This window comes from Hydrogenophaga sp. (assembly GCF_030373245.1).
GTDB lineage: Bacteria > Pseudomonadota > Gammaproteobacteria > Burkholderiales > Burkholderiaceae_C > Hydrogenophaga.
In genome coordinates this window covers 589,143-609,994 of the sequence record NZ_JAUCZF010000001.1, presented here as the reverse complement: position 1 = coordinate 609,994, position 20,852 = coordinate 589,143, and the positions used below count along the sequence as shown (strand labels likewise).

19 protein-coding genes are annotated in these 20,852 nt (G+C 62.3%); 6 read left to right on the top strand and 13 right to left on the bottom strand.

The genetic code is table 11. The features are described from left to right. Nucleotides 1-2: 2 nt before the first annotated feature. From QUV25_RS02955 to xrtB, 8 genes are read right to left on the bottom strand one after another with little or no spacing between them, the layout of a single operon-like run. Nucleotides 3-1,637, bottom strand: coding sequence for a hypothetical protein (locus tag QUV25_RS02955; protein WP_300861179.1), 1,635 nt, complete (start codon nucleotides 1,635-1,637; stop codon nucleotides 3-5). Next, nucleotides 1,630-3,177 carry a hypothetical protein gene (locus QUV25_RS02950; RefSeq protein ID WP_300861178.1) on the bottom strand — a complete coding sequence of 516 codons (1,548 nt, stop codon included), beginning with the start codon at nucleotides 3,175-3,177 and terminating at the stop codon, nucleotides 1,630-1,632. Before QUV25_RS02950 ends, QUV25_RS02955 begins: the two co-directional genes overlap by 8 nt. A gap of 12 nt (nucleotides 3,178-3,189) precedes the next feature. Continuing rightward, a complete protein-coding gene (locus tag QUV25_RS02945; RefSeq protein ID WP_300861177.1) occupies nucleotides 3,190-4,308 on the bottom strand; it encodes a glycosyltransferase in 1,119 nt (372 codons plus the stop codon). After that, nucleotides 4,305-5,366: a glycosyltransferase gene (locus QUV25_RS02940; RefSeq protein ID WP_300861175.1), complete on the bottom strand. Its 1,062-nt coding sequence runs from the start codon at nucleotides 5,364-5,366 to the stop codon at nucleotides 4,305-4,307. Before QUV25_RS02940 ends, QUV25_RS02945 begins: the two co-directional genes overlap by 4 nt. After that, nucleotides 5,363-6,385 (bottom strand): hypothetical protein, encoded by a 1,023-nt coding sequence (locus QUV25_RS02935; RefSeq protein WP_300861174.1) that lies wholly within the window; start codon nucleotides 6,383-6,385, stop codon nucleotides 5,363-5,365. Before QUV25_RS02935 ends, QUV25_RS02940 begins: the two co-directional genes overlap by 4 nt. Next, complete coding sequence (locus QUV25_RS02930) at nucleotides 6,382-7,374, bottom strand: GDP-L-fucose synthase (protein WP_300861172.1); 993 nt, start codon at nucleotides 7,372-7,374, stop codon at nucleotides 6,382-6,384. The genes QUV25_RS02935 and QUV25_RS02930 overlap by 4 nt, the downstream gene beginning before the upstream one ends. Nucleotides 7,375-7,380: 6 nt before the next feature. Next, a complete protein-coding gene (gmd, locus tag QUV25_RS02925) occupies nucleotides 7,381-8,499 on the bottom strand; it encodes a GDP-mannose 4,6-dehydratase (RefSeq protein WP_300861171.1) in 1,119 nt (372 codons plus the stop codon). Next, nucleotides 8,496-10,160, bottom strand: a complete 1,665-nt coding sequence (xrtB, locus tag QUV25_RS02920; protein ID WP_300861169.1) for an exosortase B — start codon at nucleotides 10,158-10,160, stop codon at nucleotides 8,496-8,498. Before xrtB ends, gmd begins: the two co-directional genes overlap by 4 nt. Between xrtB and QUV25_RS02915 the strand changes: the two genes are divergently transcribed. Continuing rightward, entirely contained in the window at nucleotides 10,159-10,572 is a 414-nt protein-coding gene (locus QUV25_RS02915) for a VanZ family protein (RefSeq protein ID WP_300861167.1), read from the top strand. The two genes, xrtB and QUV25_RS02915, sit on opposite strands and share 2 nt — an antisense overlap. On the opposite strand, the gene QUV25_RS02910 is transcribed toward QUV25_RS02915, so the two are convergent. From QUV25_RS02910 to pstS, 5 genes are read right to left on the bottom strand one after another with little or no spacing between them, the layout of a single operon-like run. Beyond that, nucleotides 10,559-11,416: a polysaccharide biosynthesis tyrosine autokinase gene (locus QUV25_RS02910; RefSeq protein WP_300861166.1), complete on the bottom strand. Its 858-nt coding sequence runs from the start codon at nucleotides 11,414-11,416 to the stop codon at nucleotides 10,559-10,561. The genes QUV25_RS02915 and QUV25_RS02910 overlap by 14 nt on opposite strands. Beyond that, nucleotides 11,413-12,786: a chain length determinant protein EpsF gene (epsF, locus tag QUV25_RS02905; RefSeq protein ID WP_300861165.1), complete on the bottom strand. Its 1,374-nt coding sequence runs from the start codon at nucleotides 12,784-12,786 to the stop codon at nucleotides 11,413-11,415. The genes QUV25_RS02910 and epsF overlap by 4 nt, the downstream gene beginning before the upstream one ends. Before the next feature lie 13 nt (nucleotides 12,787-12,799). Beyond that, a complete protein-coding gene (gene epsE / locus QUV25_RS02900) occupies nucleotides 12,800-13,621 on the bottom strand; it encodes a polysaccharide export protein EpsE (RefSeq protein ID WP_300861164.1) in 822 nt (273 codons plus the stop codon). Beyond that, the gene (locus tag QUV25_RS02895; protein WP_300861163.1) at nucleotides 13,618-14,616 is read right to left on the bottom strand and encodes an EpsD family peptidyl-prolyl cis-trans isomerase; all 999 of its coding nucleotides are present in this window, start codon (nucleotides 14,614-14,616) and stop codon (nucleotides 13,618-13,620) included. Before QUV25_RS02895 ends, epsE begins: the two co-directional genes overlap by 4 nt. A 42-nt stretch (nucleotides 14,617-14,658) precedes the next feature. After that, nucleotides 14,659-15,702, bottom strand: coding sequence for a phosphate ABC transporter substrate-binding protein PstS (gene pstS / locus QUV25_RS02890; protein WP_300861162.1), 1,044 nt, complete (start codon nucleotides 15,700-15,702; stop codon nucleotides 14,659-14,661). A gap of 155 nt (nucleotides 15,703-15,857) precedes the next feature. Between pstS and phoB the strand changes: the two genes are divergently transcribed. From phoB to QUV25_RS02865, 5 genes are all read left to right on the top strand, one after another. Next, entirely contained in the window at nucleotides 15,858-16,547 is a 690-nt protein-coding gene (gene phoB, locus QUV25_RS02885) for a phosphate regulon transcriptional regulator PhoB (RefSeq protein WP_300861161.1), read from the top strand. A 184-nt stretch (nucleotides 16,548-16,731) separates the two neighbouring features. Next, nucleotides 16,732-17,163, top strand: a complete 432-nt coding sequence (gspG, locus tag QUV25_RS02880; RefSeq protein ID WP_300861159.1) for a type II secretion system major pseudopilin GspG — start codon at nucleotides 16,732-16,734, stop codon at nucleotides 17,161-17,163. A 2-nt stretch (nucleotides 17,164-17,165) separates the two neighbouring features. Beyond that, the gene (locus tag QUV25_RS02875) at nucleotides 17,166-18,353 is read left to right on the top strand and encodes a type II secretion system F family protein (RefSeq protein ID WP_300861157.1); all 1,188 of its coding nucleotides are present in this window, start codon (nucleotides 17,166-17,168) and stop codon (nucleotides 18,351-18,353) included. 179 nt (nucleotides 18,354-18,532) lie between these two features. Then, nucleotides 18,533-20,041: a GspE/PulE family protein gene (locus QUV25_RS02870; protein WP_366945624.1), complete on the top strand. Its 1,509-nt coding sequence runs from the start codon at nucleotides 18,533-18,535 to the stop codon at nucleotides 20,039-20,041. Further along, on the top strand, nucleotides 20,028-20,852 hold the full coding sequence (locus QUV25_RS02865; RefSeq protein WP_300861153.1) for a hypothetical protein: 825 nt from the start codon (nucleotides 20,028-20,030) through the stop codon (nucleotides 20,850-20,852). Before QUV25_RS02870 ends, QUV25_RS02865 begins: the two co-directional genes overlap by 14 nt.

Below are 20,852 nucleotides of genomic sequence, written 5' to 3'. Positions count from 1 at the left end.
GGTCAGCCAACGGCGTTTTGTAGTGGCGCTGAAGCCTCGCGCGAGCGACCTGGCCCAAAGAGGCTGCCCAGCGCGCGCGCCACGAGAGCCACCAGCAGGAACAGCACGATGTTTTGCGGTAACCCGCGCAGCAGCAGACCGACCCAGGCGTGCAGCGACTCTGCGGCCACGCCGTACTGGAAAAGCTTCCAGATCGCCAGCATGCCCACCGCGGAGAGCACCACCGCGCCCTGACGGTCTCGCTTCGCCTGCAGGTCGATCAGGGCAAACGCGATCAGGCACATGAGCAGGTGCAAGGCTATGAAGCCCGCCCCAAACATCGCCAGCCCCTGCGCCAGCATCGAGCCGGTGCGCCGGCTGCCCAGCGGACCGCCCTGGCTCAGGTGGCTGAGGTAGTCGCCCATAGAGAAGTTGAGATCCCGTTTGTTCACGCCCACCCCCAGCGCGGAGAGCACCGGGTCGGGCAGGATGGCCCATACCTGGTCCACGCTCACCTGCGCGAGCTGGCGAACGTCGCCGCTGGACAGCGTGGAGGCAAAGTACAGCGCGTTGTCCTGGAACTTGGTCTCCACCAGTCGCGCCAGCAGCGGGTTGTCGAAGTAGTGCTCGTCGTAGCGGCGCGAAGTGGCAATCGCCTGTGTCTCGCGCTGTTCGGCCAGCGTCTCGGGGCTGCGGAAGTGGCGCAGTGTTTCTTGAACCATCTCGGGTGCAGACACGTTGCCGCGCACCTTGCGCGCCACCACCATGGCGGTGGCCAGATCGCTCATGGGAATGGCCAGCGCTCCCAGCACCAGCGCCACGCCGCCCACCTGCCACACCCGCCGCGCCTTCACCGGTTGCTCGCTGCGCAACACACTGAGCAGGGAAAACAGCACGATCGTGATGAAGCCCGAGAGCATGACGATGCGCGCATTGGCCGCCAGACCGAGCAGCACCACCAGCGTGGAGAACAGCAGCAGAAACGGCAGTTGCCGGCCCACGCGCGCATAGGCGTCCCCGAGCTGCGCCATGTAGATCGGGATCAGGAACGGCGCCCAGGCCATGAAGCTCAGGCCCTGCATGATCTTGCCGAAGGCGCCTTCTCGACCCGCTCCCAGAATGAAAGCAACCAGACCCACATAGCCCATGAACCAGAGCACGCCGGTGCTCGGTGTGTCGTAGACCCCCAGTTTGTCCAGCAACAGTCTGGGCAGCGAGCGTGCAGATGCCCCCGCCGGATTGAGCACCCAACGGTAGAACACGTGCGCCAGCAGCGCCAGCGCCTGGAAGCCCGCCAGGGTGGCAAAGGTTTCCAGCGGCTGGCGCAGGTTGTCCGTCAGCGAGGTGGCGTAGGCCGACTGCCCGAGCAGAGCGCCAAGCTGGGTGGTGAAGCAGAACCCGAAGACGATGAAGGTGGACAGCGGATGGGTCTTGAGCGCGGGTGTCCACAGCAGATAAAGCAGAACCGCCATGGACGACGCATACGCGATGGAGGCGGCCCCTACGTTGATGGCGTTGAAATCGATCAGCAACTGGCTGAAGAGCGCCAGCGTCGCCAACGCCATGAGGCACAGGATCAACAGGCGGCCATAGCCCAGCGATGTGACGGCCTGATCCTCGATGCTGTTGCCAGCAGGAGCGTCTGCGCTGTCAATCATTGGCAGCACCTTTCAGGTTCAGAAAGGGCACGTGGCGTCCGACTCTGTGACGCAGCCAGTTGCGCTGGTCCATGGGCACCTGAGCGAAGAAGCACACAGAAAGCGCGCAGGTGAACAGGATCATGAAGAAGCACACTTGAAGCCGCCAGTGAGGCTCAGCAGCGATCAGCAAAGCCGCCAACGCGCACAAGGATGTCTGCGTCAGCGCAAGGGAAAACATTCGGCTGGGCCATTGCAGACCGTTGGATCGCATCCACAGAAAGGCCCTTCTAAGCAACACGATGGCGCTGATCGCCTCGGCGAGCAGCAATGTGGCGGCCACCCCGCGCAAACCGTGCCGACCATCGAGCCACACAATCCCGACAACGGTAAGCACAGCGAGTGACATCGATGTGACGAGCTGGACCCGCAGCAGGTTGTTGCCCAGGACGACAGAGTCGGCCGGTCGAGCGATGGCAAACACCATCAGGGTGGCCGACAGCAGGGCAAAAACGACGGGGTCGAAGTTGAGCTTGCCGTGGGTCCAGATCTCGAAAAGAAACGGGGCGAAGAGCTGCAGCATGACCAGGACAGGTGCCAGAATGAACACCACCACCAGCCAGACAAACGCCATGGTTCCCACCACCGCAGACTGCCTGCGGTCGCGCAGAAACCCCATGAATTCGGGGAAAACCGGGTCTACCACGGTGGCGATGCCCTGCATGGCCACGTTGCTGGCGGTGCGCATGGTGCTGAAGTCCGCCGCCGGCGCCACGCCGAGCTGGGTACTGACCAGGATGCGCGCGCCCTGCTGGCGGACCAGGACCAGCAGGTAGGTCAGGCCCAGAAACCATGACAGCCTCAGGTTGTGCCAGCCCAGCGCAAGGTCGCTGCGCGCCAGACGCACCTCGTTATGGAGGACGAGACGACGCAGGTCCCATTGGTAGAGCCCATAAACGACCAATGTCGTGCCGGCCATGCCCATGGCGGTTTCGAACAGGCCGGCGCCTGCGGTCACGAACAGAGCAGAGCTCAGCGCCTGCAGCGCTGTGATTCCCACACCCCACCAGGCGGTTCGGGGAAAGAGCCCGAGCGCAGAAGCGGCGCGGGCGTAAAGGCCGGTCGAGAAGACCGACAGCATGGTTGCGAGGGAAAGCAGCAGGAGCGCCTGAGCCGCCTCGCCCAGCAAGGATGCGCTCAGCTGCTGATCAGGGTCGAAGATCCATGCACTGTGTCCACCCAGCACAAGCACCGCGAGCAGCGACAGCTCAAAGATGCCGAAGGCCAGGCTGAAGGGCAAGGCGGCCGACAGCAGCCGACCCAAGCCGCCGGGGTTTCGCCCGGGGACGCGGAGCAACTCGTTGCCGACGTAGTTGTGGTGGGCAACACTGAAGATGTTGGCAAAGGCGGCGATGGACTGGATCACCAGCCAGCAGCCATACTGCTCCACGCTCCAGTGGGCCAGGAACACGGGCACCAGTGCGATCTGGGTCGCGACCATCACCCCGATCTTCATCCAGGCGGCCAGGCTCCCCGAAAGCACGCGCGCGGCTGCACCCACAGTCAGTCCACCTCAGCCGGCCATGCGCCGAAACGTACCAGCGTAGGCTGCCGCCACACGCGAGGGCTCGTATCGTTGCGCTGCGCGTCGCTGACCCGACAACGCCAAGGACAACGCGCCTGCGCGATCCTGGACGAGGCCGCTCAGGGCATCTGCAATGGCCAGGGGGGAACGGGCGGGCACCAGTCTGCCGCAGCGCCCACCGTCCAGAATCTCCTGGCGCGGAAGGTCATCGTCGGCAATCACGGCACACCCGGCTGCCATCGCTTCCACATAGACCAGACCGAAGGATTCGTGGCGCGGCACCATGCAGTAGACGTGCGATCGGCGCATGAGCGATTGCACCGCATCGCGCCCCACTCTGACCTGGTGGCTCACGTGCTTGAAGAGCTGGCAGTTGGGTGCATGGCGGCTCACCACGTGCACATGCACGCCGTTTGCGTGCAGCCACCTGGCCTTCAGGTCGAGCGCACGGCAAAGGTCCTCAAGCCCCTTGCGCGACCCGTCGGCACCGACGAAGAGCACACGCGTTTCCTGTTCGTCGAACTTTGCCCGGACTTCGGATTCGCTGAGGAATTCGAGCTGCGGAAGGTAAAACGGAATGCTGAGGCAGCGAGACGCCTGTGCCGGACGGCGCAGCAGGTACTGTTCCCGCATCGCATCGGTATGAAAGTGAATCAGTGCGCTGTCGCTGGTGTGCCGGTCCAGGCGCTGGGCCTCTTCCTCCATGTAGAGATCTCCCCGGGACATCACATGCCGAAGGCAGGGATAGCCCACGGTTGACATCAGCGGTACCTTGTTGCGATCCGAGAGAACAAGGCCGGGCACCTTCAGGCCATAGCGGTAGAGGACTTGGATCTTCCGCTCGTCGGGTTCCAGCGTCAGGGCAGGAAGCACAGAGCGTTTGAAGACCCGTTGGCTGCCCACGCCGAGATTGCCCCAGAGCTGTTGCCAGGGCGTGCCGAGAAACTGAAGCATGAGCCCGGTGGCGCGCGGGTTCATGGTCGCCAGGTCGTTGACGCAGACCTGATCGGTGTTGTGTCGAAGCACCGTCCACGAAGGGTTCAGGATCCCGACGTTCAGTGGTGGGGTAGTCAGGTCGTGGGCCGACAACGAGAGTGCAGCATTCATGCTGCAACCAACGAATCGTTGACTTGGGCACCGGCGATCGTTGTCTCGATGATGTGCTTCAGGACCACTTCATTGCGACGCCCGTCGCGCAGGTAGCGGTGGTGGCCGCCGCGGGCCATGGCGCTTCGCCTGGGTTCGTTCTTGAGCGCGAAGGCGACCATTTCGGCGCATTCTTGCGGGCTGTCCCAGAACAGCGCTTCTTCAAATTCTTTGTACATGGCCTGGTGCTCTGGTGTGCGCTCGGCGCACAGCAGGGCACCCAGGGCGGGAATCTCCAGCGAGCGGGTGGTGTGCTGGTCGCGGTTGGCGCGCGAGAGCAGCCCCAGGTTGACCCGGGCGCACTGGATGGCCAGCGCGTAGTCGTCACCCGAGATGGCGCCGCCCGCCCAGTGGGGCTTGAGCACCGACCACTCCGGCGCCTTGTGCCAGTTGGAGCCGCGGATGGTGAGCGGCACGCCCAGGCGGATCAGGTCCGCCAGAAAGGGGCCACGTTCGGGGAACCAGGTGCCCAGAAAGAGCACGTCGGTGTTCCAGGCCAGTCGGTCGTGTTCGCTCACGAACCGGGGCGCGTGGCTGATTTCGTCTGCGCTGCGAAACACGCGCAGGGTGCGGCGCGCACCCAGTGCCTTCAGCTCGGGCAGGTTTTCGTTGCGCACCACGGTGACCAGGTCGTAGTGCGGCACCGACTGGCGATAGGCCGCAAACCGCGGGCCGTCTCGCGGGCCGGTGGGGTCGTCGATGTTGTAGTTGACGATCCAGCGCACGTTCTGGCGCAGCCGGCCGATGATGGGCGGGGTGATCCACTCACCGCCGTCCACGTGACACAGGTCGTAGCGCGATCTGCCCAGGCGCCGGTCCAGCGCCTTGGCCAGCATCCCGCCCAGCCAGTGGCCGCCCATGTGCCAGGTGACGCGGTCCACCCAGCGGGTGCTGGGCAGCAGGTCGCGCGGATCGACGTGGTCCACTGTGCAGCCGATGCGGCGCAGCGCTTGCGCACGGTCGAGGCTGGTCCCCCGCAGCGAGCCCAGGTAGAGGACCCTGAGCGAGAGGCGCGTCATGCCACATCCCTGCGGGAATCGCGCCTGCTGCTGGCCACCGGCTCGTCAGCGGAAAGCAGCGGTGTCACCACCCGCAACAGCTCGCGGGCCAGTGTGCGCTGACCCGCCGCGCTCAGGTGCACGGCGTCGCGGTACACCGGTTGATCTGTCTGGCGGTAGCTGTCGCGCAGGCCAATCCAGGGCAGGCCCATGCCTTCCACCAGCGCGGCGATTTCGGCGTGGCCGGCGGCCATGCGTCCGGTCTCGGTCTCGCTGCGGTCGGGGTGGTGCAGCACCACCACCTGGCGGCCTTCGCTTCGCGCCAGGGTGAGGAAACGGCGCAAGTCGTCCAGCCCCTGCTCGATGGGGTCTGGGCCTGAGGCCAGTGCGCTGGTTTGGTTGGCAGGTGGCGACTCTGGCTGGCCGCTGACCATCCGCGCCAGGTTTTCGGGCAGGTAGCGCGGCAGGTAGCGCGTCACGGCTTCTTCCAGCGCCAGTGCAGGCTTGTGGGTGGGCTGGTTGATGGTCAGGGGCGCAAACGCCGGGTTGTCGCGCGCGTCGCCGCTGCCCACCACGAGGATCACCAGGTCGGCCTGGAAGAAGCCGAAACGGGTGGCATAAGCCAACCAGTTGCCGGGCCCCCAACTGCCTGCCGAGATGTTGCCCACCGTGACCGGGCGCGCCAGGGTTGTCTGAAGCTCCTGCCGCAGCTGGGTGGTGGCGAGAGCCTCGTGGCCAATCTCGCTGCCGCCATTGACCACCGAATCGCCGAACACCATGATCCGGCGTTCGCTGGGGTTGGCCTTGGTCTTGCCGAAATCTTCGGAGCGCATGCCCCAGCGGTTGACCAGAATGTGGTTGCCAAAGCGGTAAAGGTCCTGGTCGGGGCGCAGGCGGTATTCATAACCGGCATCGGCCTCGTAAAGAGGAGGCGTGCCAAGACCCAGCACCCAGCGGGTCAGCACTTCGGACCCTATGGCCAGTGCAGCCGCGAGCAGCACCGCACTGGCCCACCAGGGTTGCTTCCGGCCGGCGTTCATGCGAGTGTGGCTGAGGTCACCAATCCGGACCGGTCCAGCGCCAGCCGCAAGCCGTCTTCCAGCGGAGTATTGGCCTTGAAACCGAGTCCGGTCAGGCGCGACACGTCCATCAACTTTCGCGGTGTGCCATCGGGCTTGCTGCGGTCAAAGACGATGGTGCCGGGGTAGTCCACCACCCGCGAAATAGTCTGTGCGAGTTCGCGAATGGTGATGTCGTGGCCCACACCCAGGTTGACGACGGGCGGGTTGAGCGGGGAGTCTTCCTCACTGTCGCTGCCAAGCAACCGGTCAAATTCGGGATCCGGCAGGTTCATGAGAAACACGCAGGCCGCCGCCATGTCATCGCTGTACATGAACTCTCGACGCGGCGTGCCACTGCCCCAGACGGTCACGTGGGGCTGACCGTCTCGCCGAGCCTCCCAGAACTTGCGCAGCAGAGCGGGAATGACGTGGCTGCTCAGCAGGTCGTAGTTGTCACCAGGGCCGTAGAGGTTGGTCGGCATCGCGGCCAGGAAGCGGGCCCCATGCTGTCGGTTGTAGCTCCAACACATTTCGATGCCTGCAATCTTCGCCATGGCGTAGGCGCGGTTCGTGGACTCCAGCGGACCGCCGAACAGGCTGGATTCTTTCAGGGGCTGGGGAGCCATCCGGGGGTAGATGCAGCTGGAGCCAAGAAACAGCAAGCGACGCACACCGCTGCGCCATGCCTCGTGGATCACATGTGTCTGGATCAACAGGTTTTCCTGGATGAACTCCGCCGGCAGATCGCGGTTTGCGAGGATGCCGCCGACCCTTGCCGCAGCCATGAATACGTAGTCAGGTCGCTCGCTCTGAAAAAACGCTGCGGTGGCGCGAGCGTCGCTCAGGTCGAGCTCCTGGCGAGTGCGCAGCACAAGGTTGCGGTACCCGTTTGCCTTGAGATACCGAGTGATGGCCGAGCCGGCAAGACCTCGATGTCCGGCGACAAAAATCTTGGAATCGGGATTCATGAAGGTTCAATCCTGGAAAGCGATGGCCGGCAAACCCGCCAGCTTCACGATGAGGTCGCGGCGAGCAACCCGGTGGTCGGCCTGAACCATCTCGCGCACAAGTTCAGGGAACGTGACGGTTGGGCGCCAGCCCAGTTTCGTGTGCGCCTTGGTGGCGTCACCCAGCAGCGTTTCGACTTCGGTCGGACGGAAATAGCGCGGATCGACCCGCACCACAACATCACCTTCCTGGACCCGCAGATCGGCGCCCTGCACGGCCGAGACAACACCAGCTTCGTCCACCCCTTCGCCGATCCATCGAATCGAGAAACCGATCTCCTCAGCGGCGAACTCTACAAACTGACGCACGCTGTGCTGCACGCCAGTGGCGATCACGAAGTCCTCCGGGGTCTCCTGCTGCAGCATCATCCACTGCATCTCGACATAGTCGCGAGCGTGGCCCCAGTCGCGCAAGGCGCTGAGGTTGCCCAGATGGAGGCAGTTCTGAAGTCCCAGGCCAATGCGCGCGACGGCCCTGGAAATCTTCCGGGTGACGAAGGTCTCGCCACGCAAGGGACTCTCATGGTTGAACAGGATGCCGTTGCATGCATACATGCCGTAGGCCTCCCGGTAGTTCACCGTGGTCCAGTAGGCAAAGAGCTTGGCCACGGCGTAAGGACTGCGGGGATAGAAGGGCGTGGTTTCGCGCTGCGGCGATTCCTGCACCAGGCCATAGAGCTCACTGGTCGAAGCTTGATAAAAGCGGCAGGTTTTCTCGAGGCCCAGAATCCGGATCGCTTCCAGGATGCGCAGCGTGCCCAGGGCATCTGTATCGGCCGTGTACTCAGGGCACTCGAAGCTCACCGCAACATGGCTCATTGCGCCCAGGTTGTAGATCTCATCTGGGCGTACTTTTCCGATGATGCTGATGAGGTTGCTGCTGTCTGTGAGGTCGCCGTAGTGAAGTATCAGGCGGCGCGTCGATACATGGGGATCCTGATACAGGTGATCGATCCGGTCGGTATTGAAGGAGGATGCGCGACGCTTGATACCGTGCACCTCGTAGTCCTTCTTGATCAGCAGTTCGGCGAGATACGCACCGTCCTGACCGGTCACGCCGGTGATGAGAGCGACTTTTCTTTTCATGGTGTGGTGGTTCTCAGAGCATTGGGTTCGGGGTCCAGGCCTGCGAAGCGGGACCGGTGTTCAGGAGCAATGGCCGCGATCATTGCGGCGGCGAATTCGGCCTGGATCTGGTGCGCCAGTTCGGTGTTGCGGTCGATCGACGACACACGCACCAACATGCCGTCGGGGATCCGGCCTCGCATGCCATAGCGCATCTCGGTGATCTTTTTGTTGATTCCGCCAGTGGTGATGTGGTCGCCAACCACGGTCCAGTAGGTCACCGGTTCGAAGCGTGTGCCCAGGTGCGCATCCATGCGGGTGGCCGTGATGTTCTGGCCAGCAAGATCGAGGGAAGTGCGGTACAGGTTGTCGAGTTTGAAGCCCTGCGCGGGGTAACAAACCTCGGGCTTGTGCAACTGCAGGTTGTCGCTTTGATTCTTCCCGTAGGCGATCGACAACATGATGCGATAACCGCGCGAATCGATGTAGTTGCGGGTCAGGGTCTCGGTGTAAATCTCGTCGACTGTGACTTGCAGCTCGGGATCAATGATCTGTACGGCCAGATTGAGCTGTTCGCGCCAGGTACCGAACTGCGATGGAATCATGGTGGCCAGATCGATGGGTGCGCGTTCGTCAGCCAGGTTGGTCGTCGGCTTGAGCGTATGCGCTACAGCGGCGCACCCAACCATCAACAAGAGCAGAGCACGGTGCCTGATGGCCAGCGATTTCAAGGCTGCAGGACTCTGCCAGACCTGGTTGACCACCTTCGGTGATTCCTTGGAGGAACCACCCAAAGCGGTTGAAATTGGCCGTCTTCTGAAGCCCTCGATCCATTGCAAAAAGGTATCGAAGCTGATGATCAGGAGCAAGGCGGAGAGAAACAGCACCATGCCGGCAAATCCGTGCAAGAAGCCTTGCCCGGCTTCGTTCCCGAAATGGAAAGTGATCAGACTCAGTGCGATCACGCGGATGACGTTGGCGGTAAACGAGATCGGTACGATCAGAATGGCCAAGGTGAGGTTGCGAAACAACGAGTCACGTCGGACAAGATTCAAATAGAGCAGGCCCAGCGCTTCCAGCGTGAGCAGGGTGTGAAGTCCAGCGCAGGCATCCGCGACCAGCAACATGTATTGCCCGATCTGCAGAACGACTCCGTTGCGGCCGATCGGATAACCGACGGCATACAGAATGTTTTCGGCGACGTACGAAACCGCCATCTTCATCGGCATGGTGACGAGGTCCACCACCTGTGCGGGCAGTGGCACCATGAACAGCATGAAGAAGAGCGCAAACCACTGGGATTTCAGTGCTTTCCATCCGCGCAAGATGAGGATGGAACCCGCAAGCAGCCAGATCGCTGATCCAACCTCCAGAATCCCAATCATCTGAGAGCGGCCCACCGCGTAAAACACGATCCCCAGCAGGACCACTGGCCAGCCCCAAAGGCTTCCGGACTGACCTGCTGAGGCCGCTTCCATGGCGCCCCATCCACGGTAAAGCAGCCAGATCGATATCCCCAGCACGACAGGACCATGGAAATTTTCGTCTTTGGTCCATGTACCGGTGAAAAGGTCGTAAAGAGTTGGTCCAAACAGGACGATAAACCCGATAACAATGGGCGCCCAATGCACAAGCTGTCTCCATCGTGGAGCAACATGCAACGGCGCAGAAGAGATGTTCATGTCCAACTCAGTCTTTCCGAGTGCGGTGCGAGTGCAAGTTCCAGCTGCCGCTTTGGCGGTTGCAGGCGTGGTCGCGTTGTGGGCGGGTGGCTCGCTGCCGATTGCGGTGAACCTGGTGTCGGCACCCTGGGACAAGCTGGCCCACGCAGCGGTTTACGCTGTGCTGTCTTGCGCGATCGGCCTGGCCAGCGGCCGGGACGGTGCGAGATTGATTGCGGTGGGGTTCCTGGGCGCCATGGCCATTGGACTGGCGGACGAACTGTTGCAGTTCTGGGCAGCAGGTCGACAGGCCGATGTGGAAGACCTGATGGCAGACGCGGTGGGCGCCGCTCTGGGTACCTTGCCACTCGCGGTGCTGGTGCATCTTCGGCAGACTGTTCGCGAACACGATCATCCCCTCAGTAGTGGTTGAGCATGGTGCCGACCACGGCGACGCCTGTGTCCTGCAGCCGGCCGGCAACATCGGACACGCCCCGAAGAGGACTCCGGTGCTTGCGCACGACGATCAGGGCCGCACCCGCCCGCGCCGCGATGATTTCGGCGTCGCTCACCCCGTCGACGGCCGGGGTGTCGATCAGGACCACATCGAAGTGCTCTTGCACCTGATCGAGCGTTTGACCAAAGGCGGGCATGCTCACCAACTCCTGTGGGTTTGGCGGTGTCGCACCGGCGGGTAATACGCGCAGTCCGGGCAAGGCGCTGAATCCTTGAACAGCCTCCAGACCAGTGCGACCGCTGAGAATGCCAGTCAGCCCGGCGGTGTGATTGGTGTGGAACCAGGTCGCGATTCTGGGTTTTCGCAAGTCGGCGTCGATCAGCAGGGTGCGCTGACCTTGCTGCGCAAACACCACGGCCAGGTTGGCAGCAACAAAGCTGCGCCCGTCTCGCGGACGCTGGCTCACGACTGCCAACAGGCGCCGCCGGGGGTCACCGTTGAACCAGCGCAGCATGAGCTGGCTTTTGAGTGCCCGGAACTCTTCCGAGGTGCGAGAGAAGGGCTTAAAGGCCGTGACCAGCGCGGGATCAAGCCGGGTGTCGGCGTCGAGCACGTACCCGTAGTTGAACTGCTTGGTCAGGGCCGCATCAAGGTCGTGGCGCTTCAACAACTTGAGCGCGATCGCCGCTTCACCGAACGGCTCTTCAAAGATGCGTTGGCGCTCGAGAATGGTTTTGACGTCCTCTGGCTTGATCAAGCCTCGCTCGATCAGGATCTCGCCGATGGTGCCTCGGGGCATGGCGCGCTCGGGGGCGTTCATGTGCGGGCCCCCTCAAGTCGCTTCATCATCCCCCCTGCTGGGCTGATGCTGCCAAGCAACACCAGATTGCGAAGCTCTGCCAAATCGCTGGAGGAACGCACCCGCCGATTCGAGAACTCCAGGGCAAGTGCCAACATCACGCCCAGCAAACCACCGAGAAACGCGGCGATGGCGATGTTGAGCTTGACCCTGGGGCCTGAAGCAAAGGTGGGTGCTACAGCAGGATTGAGAATGGCGATGTTGGTTTGGCTGGTCTGGCTTTCCAGATTGCTTTGTGATGCTCGCAGGCTGACCGAATCGAACACGCGCTGGGCCGTTTCGATGTCGCCGCGCAGAACCTTGATCTGATCGCGTCGCTGATTGAGCTCGAGCACGCGCAGCTTCTGGCTGGCCAGGGCGGCCTGCAGCTGCATCTCGCGCTCGCGGTTGACGGTGTAGCTGGTGTCGATTGACCTGGTGATCTTGCGCAACTCGGTTTCGAGCTGCTGCTTCAGACTGCCCAGCTCGGACTCCTGGCGCTGGATTTGGGGGTGGTTCCTGCCGAGGTTGACGCTCGACTCTGTCAGGCGAGCTTCAAGGCGGGCGATATCGGCCTTCAGGCCATTGATCAGCGGGCTTTGCATGACCTCGGCCACGGAGTCGGTGTCGCTGAGCGAGCGTTTGCTGCGACTGTCGGTGGTCGCCGCCTGGATGCCGGTGAGCTGACCGCTGATTTCGTTCAGGCGAGTGGTTTCGAAGTCCAGTCGTTCGTCGGCCGAGGTGATGCCGTTGGCCTGCTGGTAGTCGGACAGCGCCTTCTGAGCCTGGTCGAGCCGCTCGCGCGCGCTGCGAGTCTGGTCTTCAAAGAAGCCAGCATATTCGCGCGCGGGGGTGACACGCAGCTCTAGGTTGATGGCAATGTAGGCCTGTGCATACGCGTTGGCGATGGCGGCAGCAAAGTTGGGATCGCCCCCAACATATTCGATACTGATGACATTGCTTTCGCGCGAAGGCTTGACGTCGACATTGCGCTTCAGCAGATTCGCGAGCCAGTCAATCAGCTGGCCCTTGCCCTCTGTTGCCTCCATCCATTGCGACCGAGCCGCACTGTTGGTGTCCAGGCCGAGTGATTTGACGACTTGCTTGGCTACGCGGTCGCTCTTGATGATGTCGACCTGAGTTGCCATGTAGCCTGGAGCCATCAGGCCGGCAAGCGCCATGCCGCTCACTGGGTCAGGTGATTTCACATCCAGCACCACAGCGGCAGTGGCGGTGTACTGCTTGTCGGTCGTGAGGTTGATCAAGGTGGTGACCGAAACCACCAGCACCAGCGTGACGAACCACACCAGCCAGCGGGCGCGCAGGATCATGAAGAACTGTTTTGGAGACATGGCAGGCGTCCGTTCAGAAGAGACTCTCGCGCACGTAAAGCACGTCGTTGGGCTGAATCAGATCCGTCATCGTCGGTACCGTGGTCTGCACCGATCCATCAGGCTGCTGGCGGTTGATCTGCAGGCGATTGCGAGAGCCGCGAGGCGTAGGACCGCCGGCTTGCGCCAGAGCCTGCATAACCGTCATACCGCGTTCGATGCGAAACGAGCCAGGGCGCTGCGCTTCGCCGTACACGTAGAAAACGGGAGCGCGGTGTACGTAGATCACATCACCGCCCTGCAGCAACAGATCCTCGTCGCCAGGCTTCAGGAAGAGTGCAGGGAGATCCACCAGCTTGCGGAACGGCTGGCCGTCGCGCTCACCGGTGACGATGACCACGTCGTCACCTGCAGGAGTGGTACCACCAGCTGTAGCCAGCATGTCGCTCAGGCGCGTGGTGGTGTTCTCCAGCGGGAAGCGACCCGGGCGGCCTACTTGTCCAAGCACCGAAACCTGTCTGCCGCGCACCTGGGTCAGCAGCACGGTGACCTGGGGGTTTTGCATGAAGCCGCCGTCCTTCAGCGCAGCGGCAATCGATCTCTCGGCCGCAGTCACACTGAGACCACCCAGGCGAACCGTACCGATCAACGGAAAACTGATGGTGCCCGTCTCGGAAATTCGGGCATCCAGTGAGAGGTCTGGGCTCTGGAAGACCTGGATTCGGATCGAGTCGCCAGCCGCGAGCGAATAGTCACTCCCCGCCTCGGCCAGCACTGCTGACCATGGCGCGATCGCCAACAGCAGCGCCATCAGCCAGCGCGTCAACGGCATTGGGCGAAATGCCAGAGTCGTCATTTCAGGCCTTGCAGGCCGCGCTCGATCTGCCCAGCGTCGGGCTTGCCAGGTGACTCAGAGGCGGAGGGACTCACCTTGTTTTCTGCGGCAGGTGCAGCAACATCCGCAGCGGTGGCGCTGGCCTGGGCGAAGTCACCTTCGTACTGAATCGTCGTGGCAGCACGCAGGCGTTTGATCTCACCGCTCACCGTTTCTGTGGTGCGTCGGTTGGAGATGAACTTCTCGATGCCTGGCGTGGCCGTCGCCAGTGTCACTGGTGAACTGCTCGACGCAGCCAGCCGCAGCAACGTCGCGCCTGGACCCTGCACGACCAACAGGTTTTGCCCGTCCTTGAGCGCATGTAGTTTCGGCAGGATCTCCATCGGCACCTGCTCGGCATTGCGCACGCCTCCACCAGCGCCAAAACCCACATTTTGTGCCTTGAGCATAGCGGCCACTTCGTCGAGATTGCGACCCTGCTCAGCCATGGTGCGAAGCTGATCCAGACTTTCACCGACACGCGGAATGCGAAGTTCCTGCAGATTGAAGATACGGCGCTCTGCAAACAATGCAGGGTTGCTGTCGTAATACTGCTTGACCTCTTCCGCGCTTGCTTTGGTCACGCTCTGGCTGAGTTGCTCCAGGTAGGCGCGGGCAAGCACCTCACGCCGTGCGGCTTCCAGTTTGGCCACCACATCGGGTGAGCGGTGCAGCTTGAGCTCGGTGGCTTGATCTACGGCGAGCTGCTGGTCGATCAGGCGCTCGAGCGTGGCCTGTCGCGCCGCCTGGACTTCATCCTTGGAACTGCTGTTCAATGGCGTGCGCGCCAGTGCCTGGTTGATCTGGTGGATGGAAATCTCGGAGGATCCCACCTTGACCGCCACTTGCGTGGCAGCCTTGGGCGCCTCGCTGTCACCGCAGGCGCTGAGCGAAAGAATGCCCAGACACAACAGGCAGGCGCCTGTCAGGCGTGTTGGTCGATGGGAAAAGTGCAGACGAAAGAGAGAATGTTTCATGGTGGCTGGTTGTCAAGGGTGAAGCGCGAGAGCGACTCAGAGTTACTTGAAGGCGATCGGCTGTCCGTTGCCATCCCGCACCTGAGCCCACAGACTTTCGATGGATCTCACGGCTGACGGCGGCATGGAGGCGTAGCCAAGTCCGGTGACGATCTCCTCGCCTTGGGTGAGGCCCCAGTGAAAGAATCGAAGTACCTGCTTCGCTTTCTCCGCGTCCTGTGGCTTGGCGTACATGAGGATGAAGGTGGCCCCGGTGATGGGCCAGGACTGTGGAGAGGCCTGGTCGGTCAGCACGTGATGAAAGCTGCCCGCCCAGTCAATGCCCTCGGTTGCCGCGCGAAAAGCTTCGGTGCCTGGGGCTACGTAGGCGCCGGCTTTGTTGGCGACCAGCGCGAAGTTCATGCGCGCTTGCTTGACGTAGGCATACTCGACATAGCCAATCGCATTCGGAATGCGGCCCACGAGCGCCGCCACTCCCAGATTGCCTTTTCCACCACTTCCCTTCGGCCAACCCACCGAAGTGCCCTCACCGATCTTGTCCTTCCACACTTCGCTCACTTTGCTCAGGTAGTTGGTGAAGATGAAGGTGGTTCCCGACCCGTCAGAACGGTAGATCGGCTCGATGTTGGCGCGTGGCAGGTTGAGCCCAGGATTCAAGGCGGCAATGGCTGGGTCGTTCCAGCGCGCGATCTTGCCCAGATAGATATCGGCCAGCACCTCGCCGGTGAGCTTTAGTTGTCCAGGCTGCACGCCACGAAGGTTGACAACGGGGATCACGCCTCCAATCAGCGTGGGAAACTGAATTTGACCCTTGCGACGCAGCTCTTCGTCTTGCAGTGGGGCGTCTGTGGCGCCGAAGTCCACGGTGCGGCCATCGATCTGACGAATCCCGCCAGATGATCCGATGGGTTGGTAATTGACTTTTACCGAGGCCGTACGTGCGTAGGCTTCAGCCCATTTTGAGTAGGCTGGAGCGGGGAAGGTTGCGCCGGCGCCAGTGATCTCCTGTGCGTGCAAATTGACGTACATCAGGCTGGCTGCCAAGGCCACGACGATTGAGCAAATCCGGGAAGAAAGCTTGAACATGAAACGCTGACTTTGGTGCCTCTGGGACTTGCCACTTTAGAAATCGAATGCGTCAGTCTCATGACCGCATGTAGTCCGTTTGGATGCATGGTGCAATCAAAACGTCATGGCCTCTGCCTACGATCAAACGCTGATCACGTCGCGGAACGAAACACATGTCTGCTCAAGTTTTGGTTGTTGAAGATGAGCCGCACGTACAGGAGTTGTTGACCGTCAACCTGACGGGCGCAGGTCACTCTGTTAAGTGCGCATTGAACGTGGAGGAGGCTCGCGATGTGGTCGCGAGATGGCTCCCCGACTTGGTTCTTCTGGACTGGATGTTGCCGGGCATGTCGGGCGTGGACTACCTGCGCTTGCTGAGATCTGAGTCGCGCACGCGCGAGATTCCTATCGTCTTGCTTTCGGCCCGGTGTGAGGAACGCGACAAGATTGCCGCGCTGGATGCTGGGGCCGATGACTACATCACCAAACCGTTTTCAACTCGGGAATTGCTGGCGCGGATCGCGGTCATTCTTCGCCGAAGGGCGCCGCAGGTTTCTGCAGAGGCCATTCGGGTCGGATCTCTGGTACTCAACCCGGCTGCGCGGACGGTCACGGCCAGTGGTGTGCCCCTGGCGCTGGGCGGCACTGAGTTCCGCCTGTTGCACTTTCTGATCACGCACGCCGATCGCGTGTACAGCCGTTCGCAGCTCCTCGATCACGTTTGGGGTGCGGATTTTGTAGGTGATGACCGAACGGTTGATGTCCACATCAGTCGCCTGCGCAATGCGCTGTTGTCGGGCGGCATGAAGGAGATCATCCGCACCGTGCGAGGGAGCGGCTACAGCCTCTCGCCACCGTCCTGAAGCGTATCCGTGTGTCGTTTGCGTGAGCGATGTTGGTGCCCGCATAGTCCGTTCGGATGCATCCGCACATCTTGGCTGGTTTTAACCCATACGTTCGGTCGGTGTAACCCGTCCTTCACACAACATTCCTAGCATCTGTTGAAAGCAATACCAAAGTGGTCAACAGGTTGCGACAAGGGTTCACATGTCAAACGCGCACATCGGATCGGGCTCAAGGTCACATGGGTTCACGCTGCTGGAGTTGCTGGTGGTGATGGTCATCATTGGCCTGCTGGCAGGCTTTGTGGGACCACGCTTCTTTGCACAAATCGGCAAGTCGGAAGTCAAGACCGCCAGAGCGCAGATTGATTCGCTCGGCAAAGCGCTGGACCAGTATCGACTGGACATGGGGCGTTATCCAGGTACCGAGGAGGGGCTGATCTCTCTCAATCAGCCGCCTGAGGGCAATGCGCGTTGGTCCGGTCCCTACCTGAAAAAATCGGTTCCCATGGATCCCTGGGGCAACGCGTATGTGTACCGGTCGCCGGGTGAACACGGTGACTACGACCTGCTGTCCCTAGGCAGGGACGGTCAACCTGGTGGCACCGGGGAAGCCGCAGACATCGTGAGTTGGTAGCGGTGCGCTACCGCGTCAAGTTCATGCAGGGCGACCTGAGCCTCGCATCAGCGACGGTTGAGGCGGCCAGCGAGGCACAAGCGCGCGAGCAGGCGAGCGCGCTCGGTCACGCTGTGGTCGCTGTGGTTCGTGAGGGCAATTGGCGCGCCGGCCTGGGGCAGCGAAAGCATGGTTTTCCGGTGGTGTTGTTCTGCCAGGAGCTGCTTGCTCTGCTGAGTTCGGGAGTGAGCATCGTCGAAGCGCTTGAGACGCTGGCCCAGAAAGAAGCGCGTGTCGCCATTCGAGAAACTCTCCAGGGTGTGCTCACGCAGCTGCGAGAGGGGCGCACGTTGTCTTCTGCGCTGCAGTCTAGGCCCGATGTTTTCCCTCCCCTGTTGGTGGCTACCGTCAAAGCCAGCGAGCGCACCAGCAATCTGGGTGAGGCCTTGCAACGGTATGTGACTTACGCGAATCAGCTTCAGGGCATACGGAACAAACTGGTGAGTGCAGCCATATACCCAGCCATGCTGATCGGGGTCAGCAGCCTGGTGATCCTGTTCCTCATGGGCTACGTTGTGCCGCGCTTCTCGCACATCTATGAAGACATGGGCGATCAGTTGCCCTTGGCCTCGCAGATCATGCTGCGCTGGGGACAATGGGTCGAGGACAACGGCTTCCTGCTGTTGGGCCTGGCGGTTGCGGTGCTTCTGGCGTTGGCTCTGGGCGGCGGGCGTCGTATTGCAGGTGTGTTGGCCCGGGCGCTCTGGCGCGTGCCCTCGATGGGTGAGCGCATGCGGGTGTTCCAGTTGGCGCGTCTTTACCGCACCCTGGGCATGCTGTTGCGCGGTGGTGTTCCCATTGCCACCGCACTGGAGATGGTCTCTGGCCTGCTGTCGGCTGCCCTGCAATCTCGCTTGGCTGCCGCCAGTCGAGCTGTGCGGGAAGGTCAGGCGATCTCGCAGGCCTTCGAGGCCCACGGGCTCTCTACTGCGGTGTCCAGCCGAATGCTGCGAGTGGCTGAGCGCGCCGGCAACATGGGCGAGATGATGGACCGAGCTGCTGCCTTCCACGACGAGGAAATGGCGCGTTGGGCCGACTGGCTCACCCGGCTGCTGGGGCCGGCGCTCATGCTGATCATGGGCTTGGTGATCGGAGCCATTGTGGTATTGATGTACCTGCCCATCTTCCAGCTCGCCGAGAGCATCCAATGAGCGCAGCCCCCGATTCGGACCAGCTGGGAGCTGCATTCTCCATCGCTGAATTGCGCAACGCCAGGGCTCGCGCACGGCGAGAGGGGGTTCGGCTGGTCGACGTTTTGGCGTCGACTACGCAAGATGCGCAGGCGTATCTGCATCGTGTGGCCGCCACAGCGCGCATGAGGCCTGTATTCATGTCGCAGCTGCATGCGCTTGAGCCAGCCTTCGATGCGCTGCCTTACGCCGATTGCGTACAACGGCAGTGTTTGTTGATGCGCTCAGACGATGCAGAAGTACAGTCCGATCTGCTGTTGGTGGTGGCTGACCCCTTTGACGCTGGTCTGCTGGCCTGGGCCGACGAGCGCATTGCGAAGCCCAAGCAGCTGCGCGTGGCCTGTCGCGCCGACATCGACGCCTACCTGGCCCGTCACGAAGACGGCCAACGCGCCATGGATGCGATGGCCAAGCTGGCCGTTGGCACGGGCACTGAGGTGCAGGGAGAAGATATCTCGCTGCGAAGCATCAGCGAAGACAGCAGCCCAGTGGTGCGTCTCGTGAACTCAACGCTTTACGACGCGCTGAAAGCTGGAGCGAGCGACATTCACCTGGAGACCACGCCTGTTGGCATAGCGATCAAATACCGTATCGACGGGGTGCTTGCGCACCAGGGAGCGATCGCCGGCAGCGAGAACGCCGAGCAGGTGATTTCGCGCATCAAGGTGCTGGCTGAACTCGACATTGCCGAGCGCCGTGTACCACAGGACGGGCGCTTCAAAGTGGCCGCACTGGCGCGAAAGATCGACATCCGAGTATCGATCATGCCCAGCATCCATGGCGAAGACGCGGTGCTGCGCGTGCTCGACAAAGAGCGGCTGGCCGACGAGGTGAATGGCTTGCGGCTCGATGCCCTGGGTTTTGACGGGCACAGCATGTGCGTGCTGCGCGCCCTGTGCCAGGAACCCTATGGGATGTTGCTGGTCACCGGACCCACGGGCAGCGGCAAGACCACCACGCTCTACGCCGCCATCAACGAGATCAATCATGGCCACGAAAAAATCGTGACCATCGAAGACCCGGTCGAGTATCAGCTGGGTGGTGTGCTGCAAATTCCCGTGAACGAGAAAAAGGGACTCACTTTCGCGCGTGGCCTGCGCTCCATTCTTCGGCACGACCCCGACAAAATCATGGTGGGTGAGATTCGCGACGGCGAGACGGCGCAGATCGCGGTACAGGCGGCGCTCACCGGTCACCTCGTGCTCACCACGGTACACGCCAACAACGTGTTCGACGTACTGGGTCGGTTCACCCACATGGGCGTTGATCCCTACAGCCTGGTGTCCGCTCTCAACGGCATCGTGGCGCAGCGCCTCGTGCGTACCAACTGCCCCGGCTGCTCGGTTGACGACCAGCCCACAGCCGACTTGATTCAGACCAGCGGCCTTGGCGACACGTCGGACTGGACCTTCAAGGCCGGGCGAGGCTGCGCCAGCTGCCGTGGCACCGGCTTCAAGGGCCGCAAGGCCATTGCCGAACTGCTGCTGCTCGACGATGAACTCCGAGAGCTCATCGTGGCGCGTGAACCGGTGCGTCGCATCAAGGAAAAGGCCTACCAGAAGGGCACGCGGCTGTTGCGCGATGTCGGCCTGGACCTGGTTCGTGCTGGCGAGACAACCTTGCAGGAGCTCAACCGTGTGGTTCGATGAGGCGCGCGCATGGCGACTCGGCCTGTCTGCAAGTCAAGTCGTGGTGGCGCAGCCACGCGGCTGGTTTGGGCGTTTCAGTGCTGACCAAGTCGAACGCATCGAGGTGGAGGGTACGGCTGAGGCGGTGCCCGTATGGCAGCCTGCGGTCGATGCGCTGGCCAGCAGGCTGAAGGTGGCGGGTGGCAAGCCTTTGCTTCGCCTGAACTTGGCGTCGGACCTGGTGCGGTGGCTGCTCGTACCCTGGTCGTCGCAATTGAGTTCGATGGAGGAACTGAAGGCCTACGCTCAGCTGCAGTTTCGTGCCACCTTCGGCGAGGTGGCAACCGGCTGGCGCCTCGGCTTGTCGCAACCAGTGCCGGGCCAGCCCTCGCTGGTTTGTGCGGTGGACGAGGCGTTGCTGCTCGCCTTGATGGGGCTGGAAACCGATCTGGGTGCGCGACTGTTGCGGATTGAGCCCTATGTCTCGGCCGCTTTTGACCGCTGGCGATCCCGCCTGGGACGTCGTGCCGCCTGGGTGCTGGTGGCGGAGCCAGAGCTCCTCACGTTGGCCCTGATGGATGGCGGCCAGTGGCTCGGCGTGCGTCAAATGCGCCGCATCGGTTCGGATCCGCTGGACCTGAATCAGCTGCGCTCAGCGCAGGCGCAGCTGCGCTCGGTGTGGGAGGGTGACACCTCAGACGATCTGCCGCTCTGGATCATTGGAGAGAAGGACGCTGCGTTGGGTGAGATCGATCGCAGCGCGCGCTGGCTGCAGCCAGGCGGTGCACTGCAGGGCGCAAGTGCAAATTCCCGCCTGGCCTGGGGCGTCTGA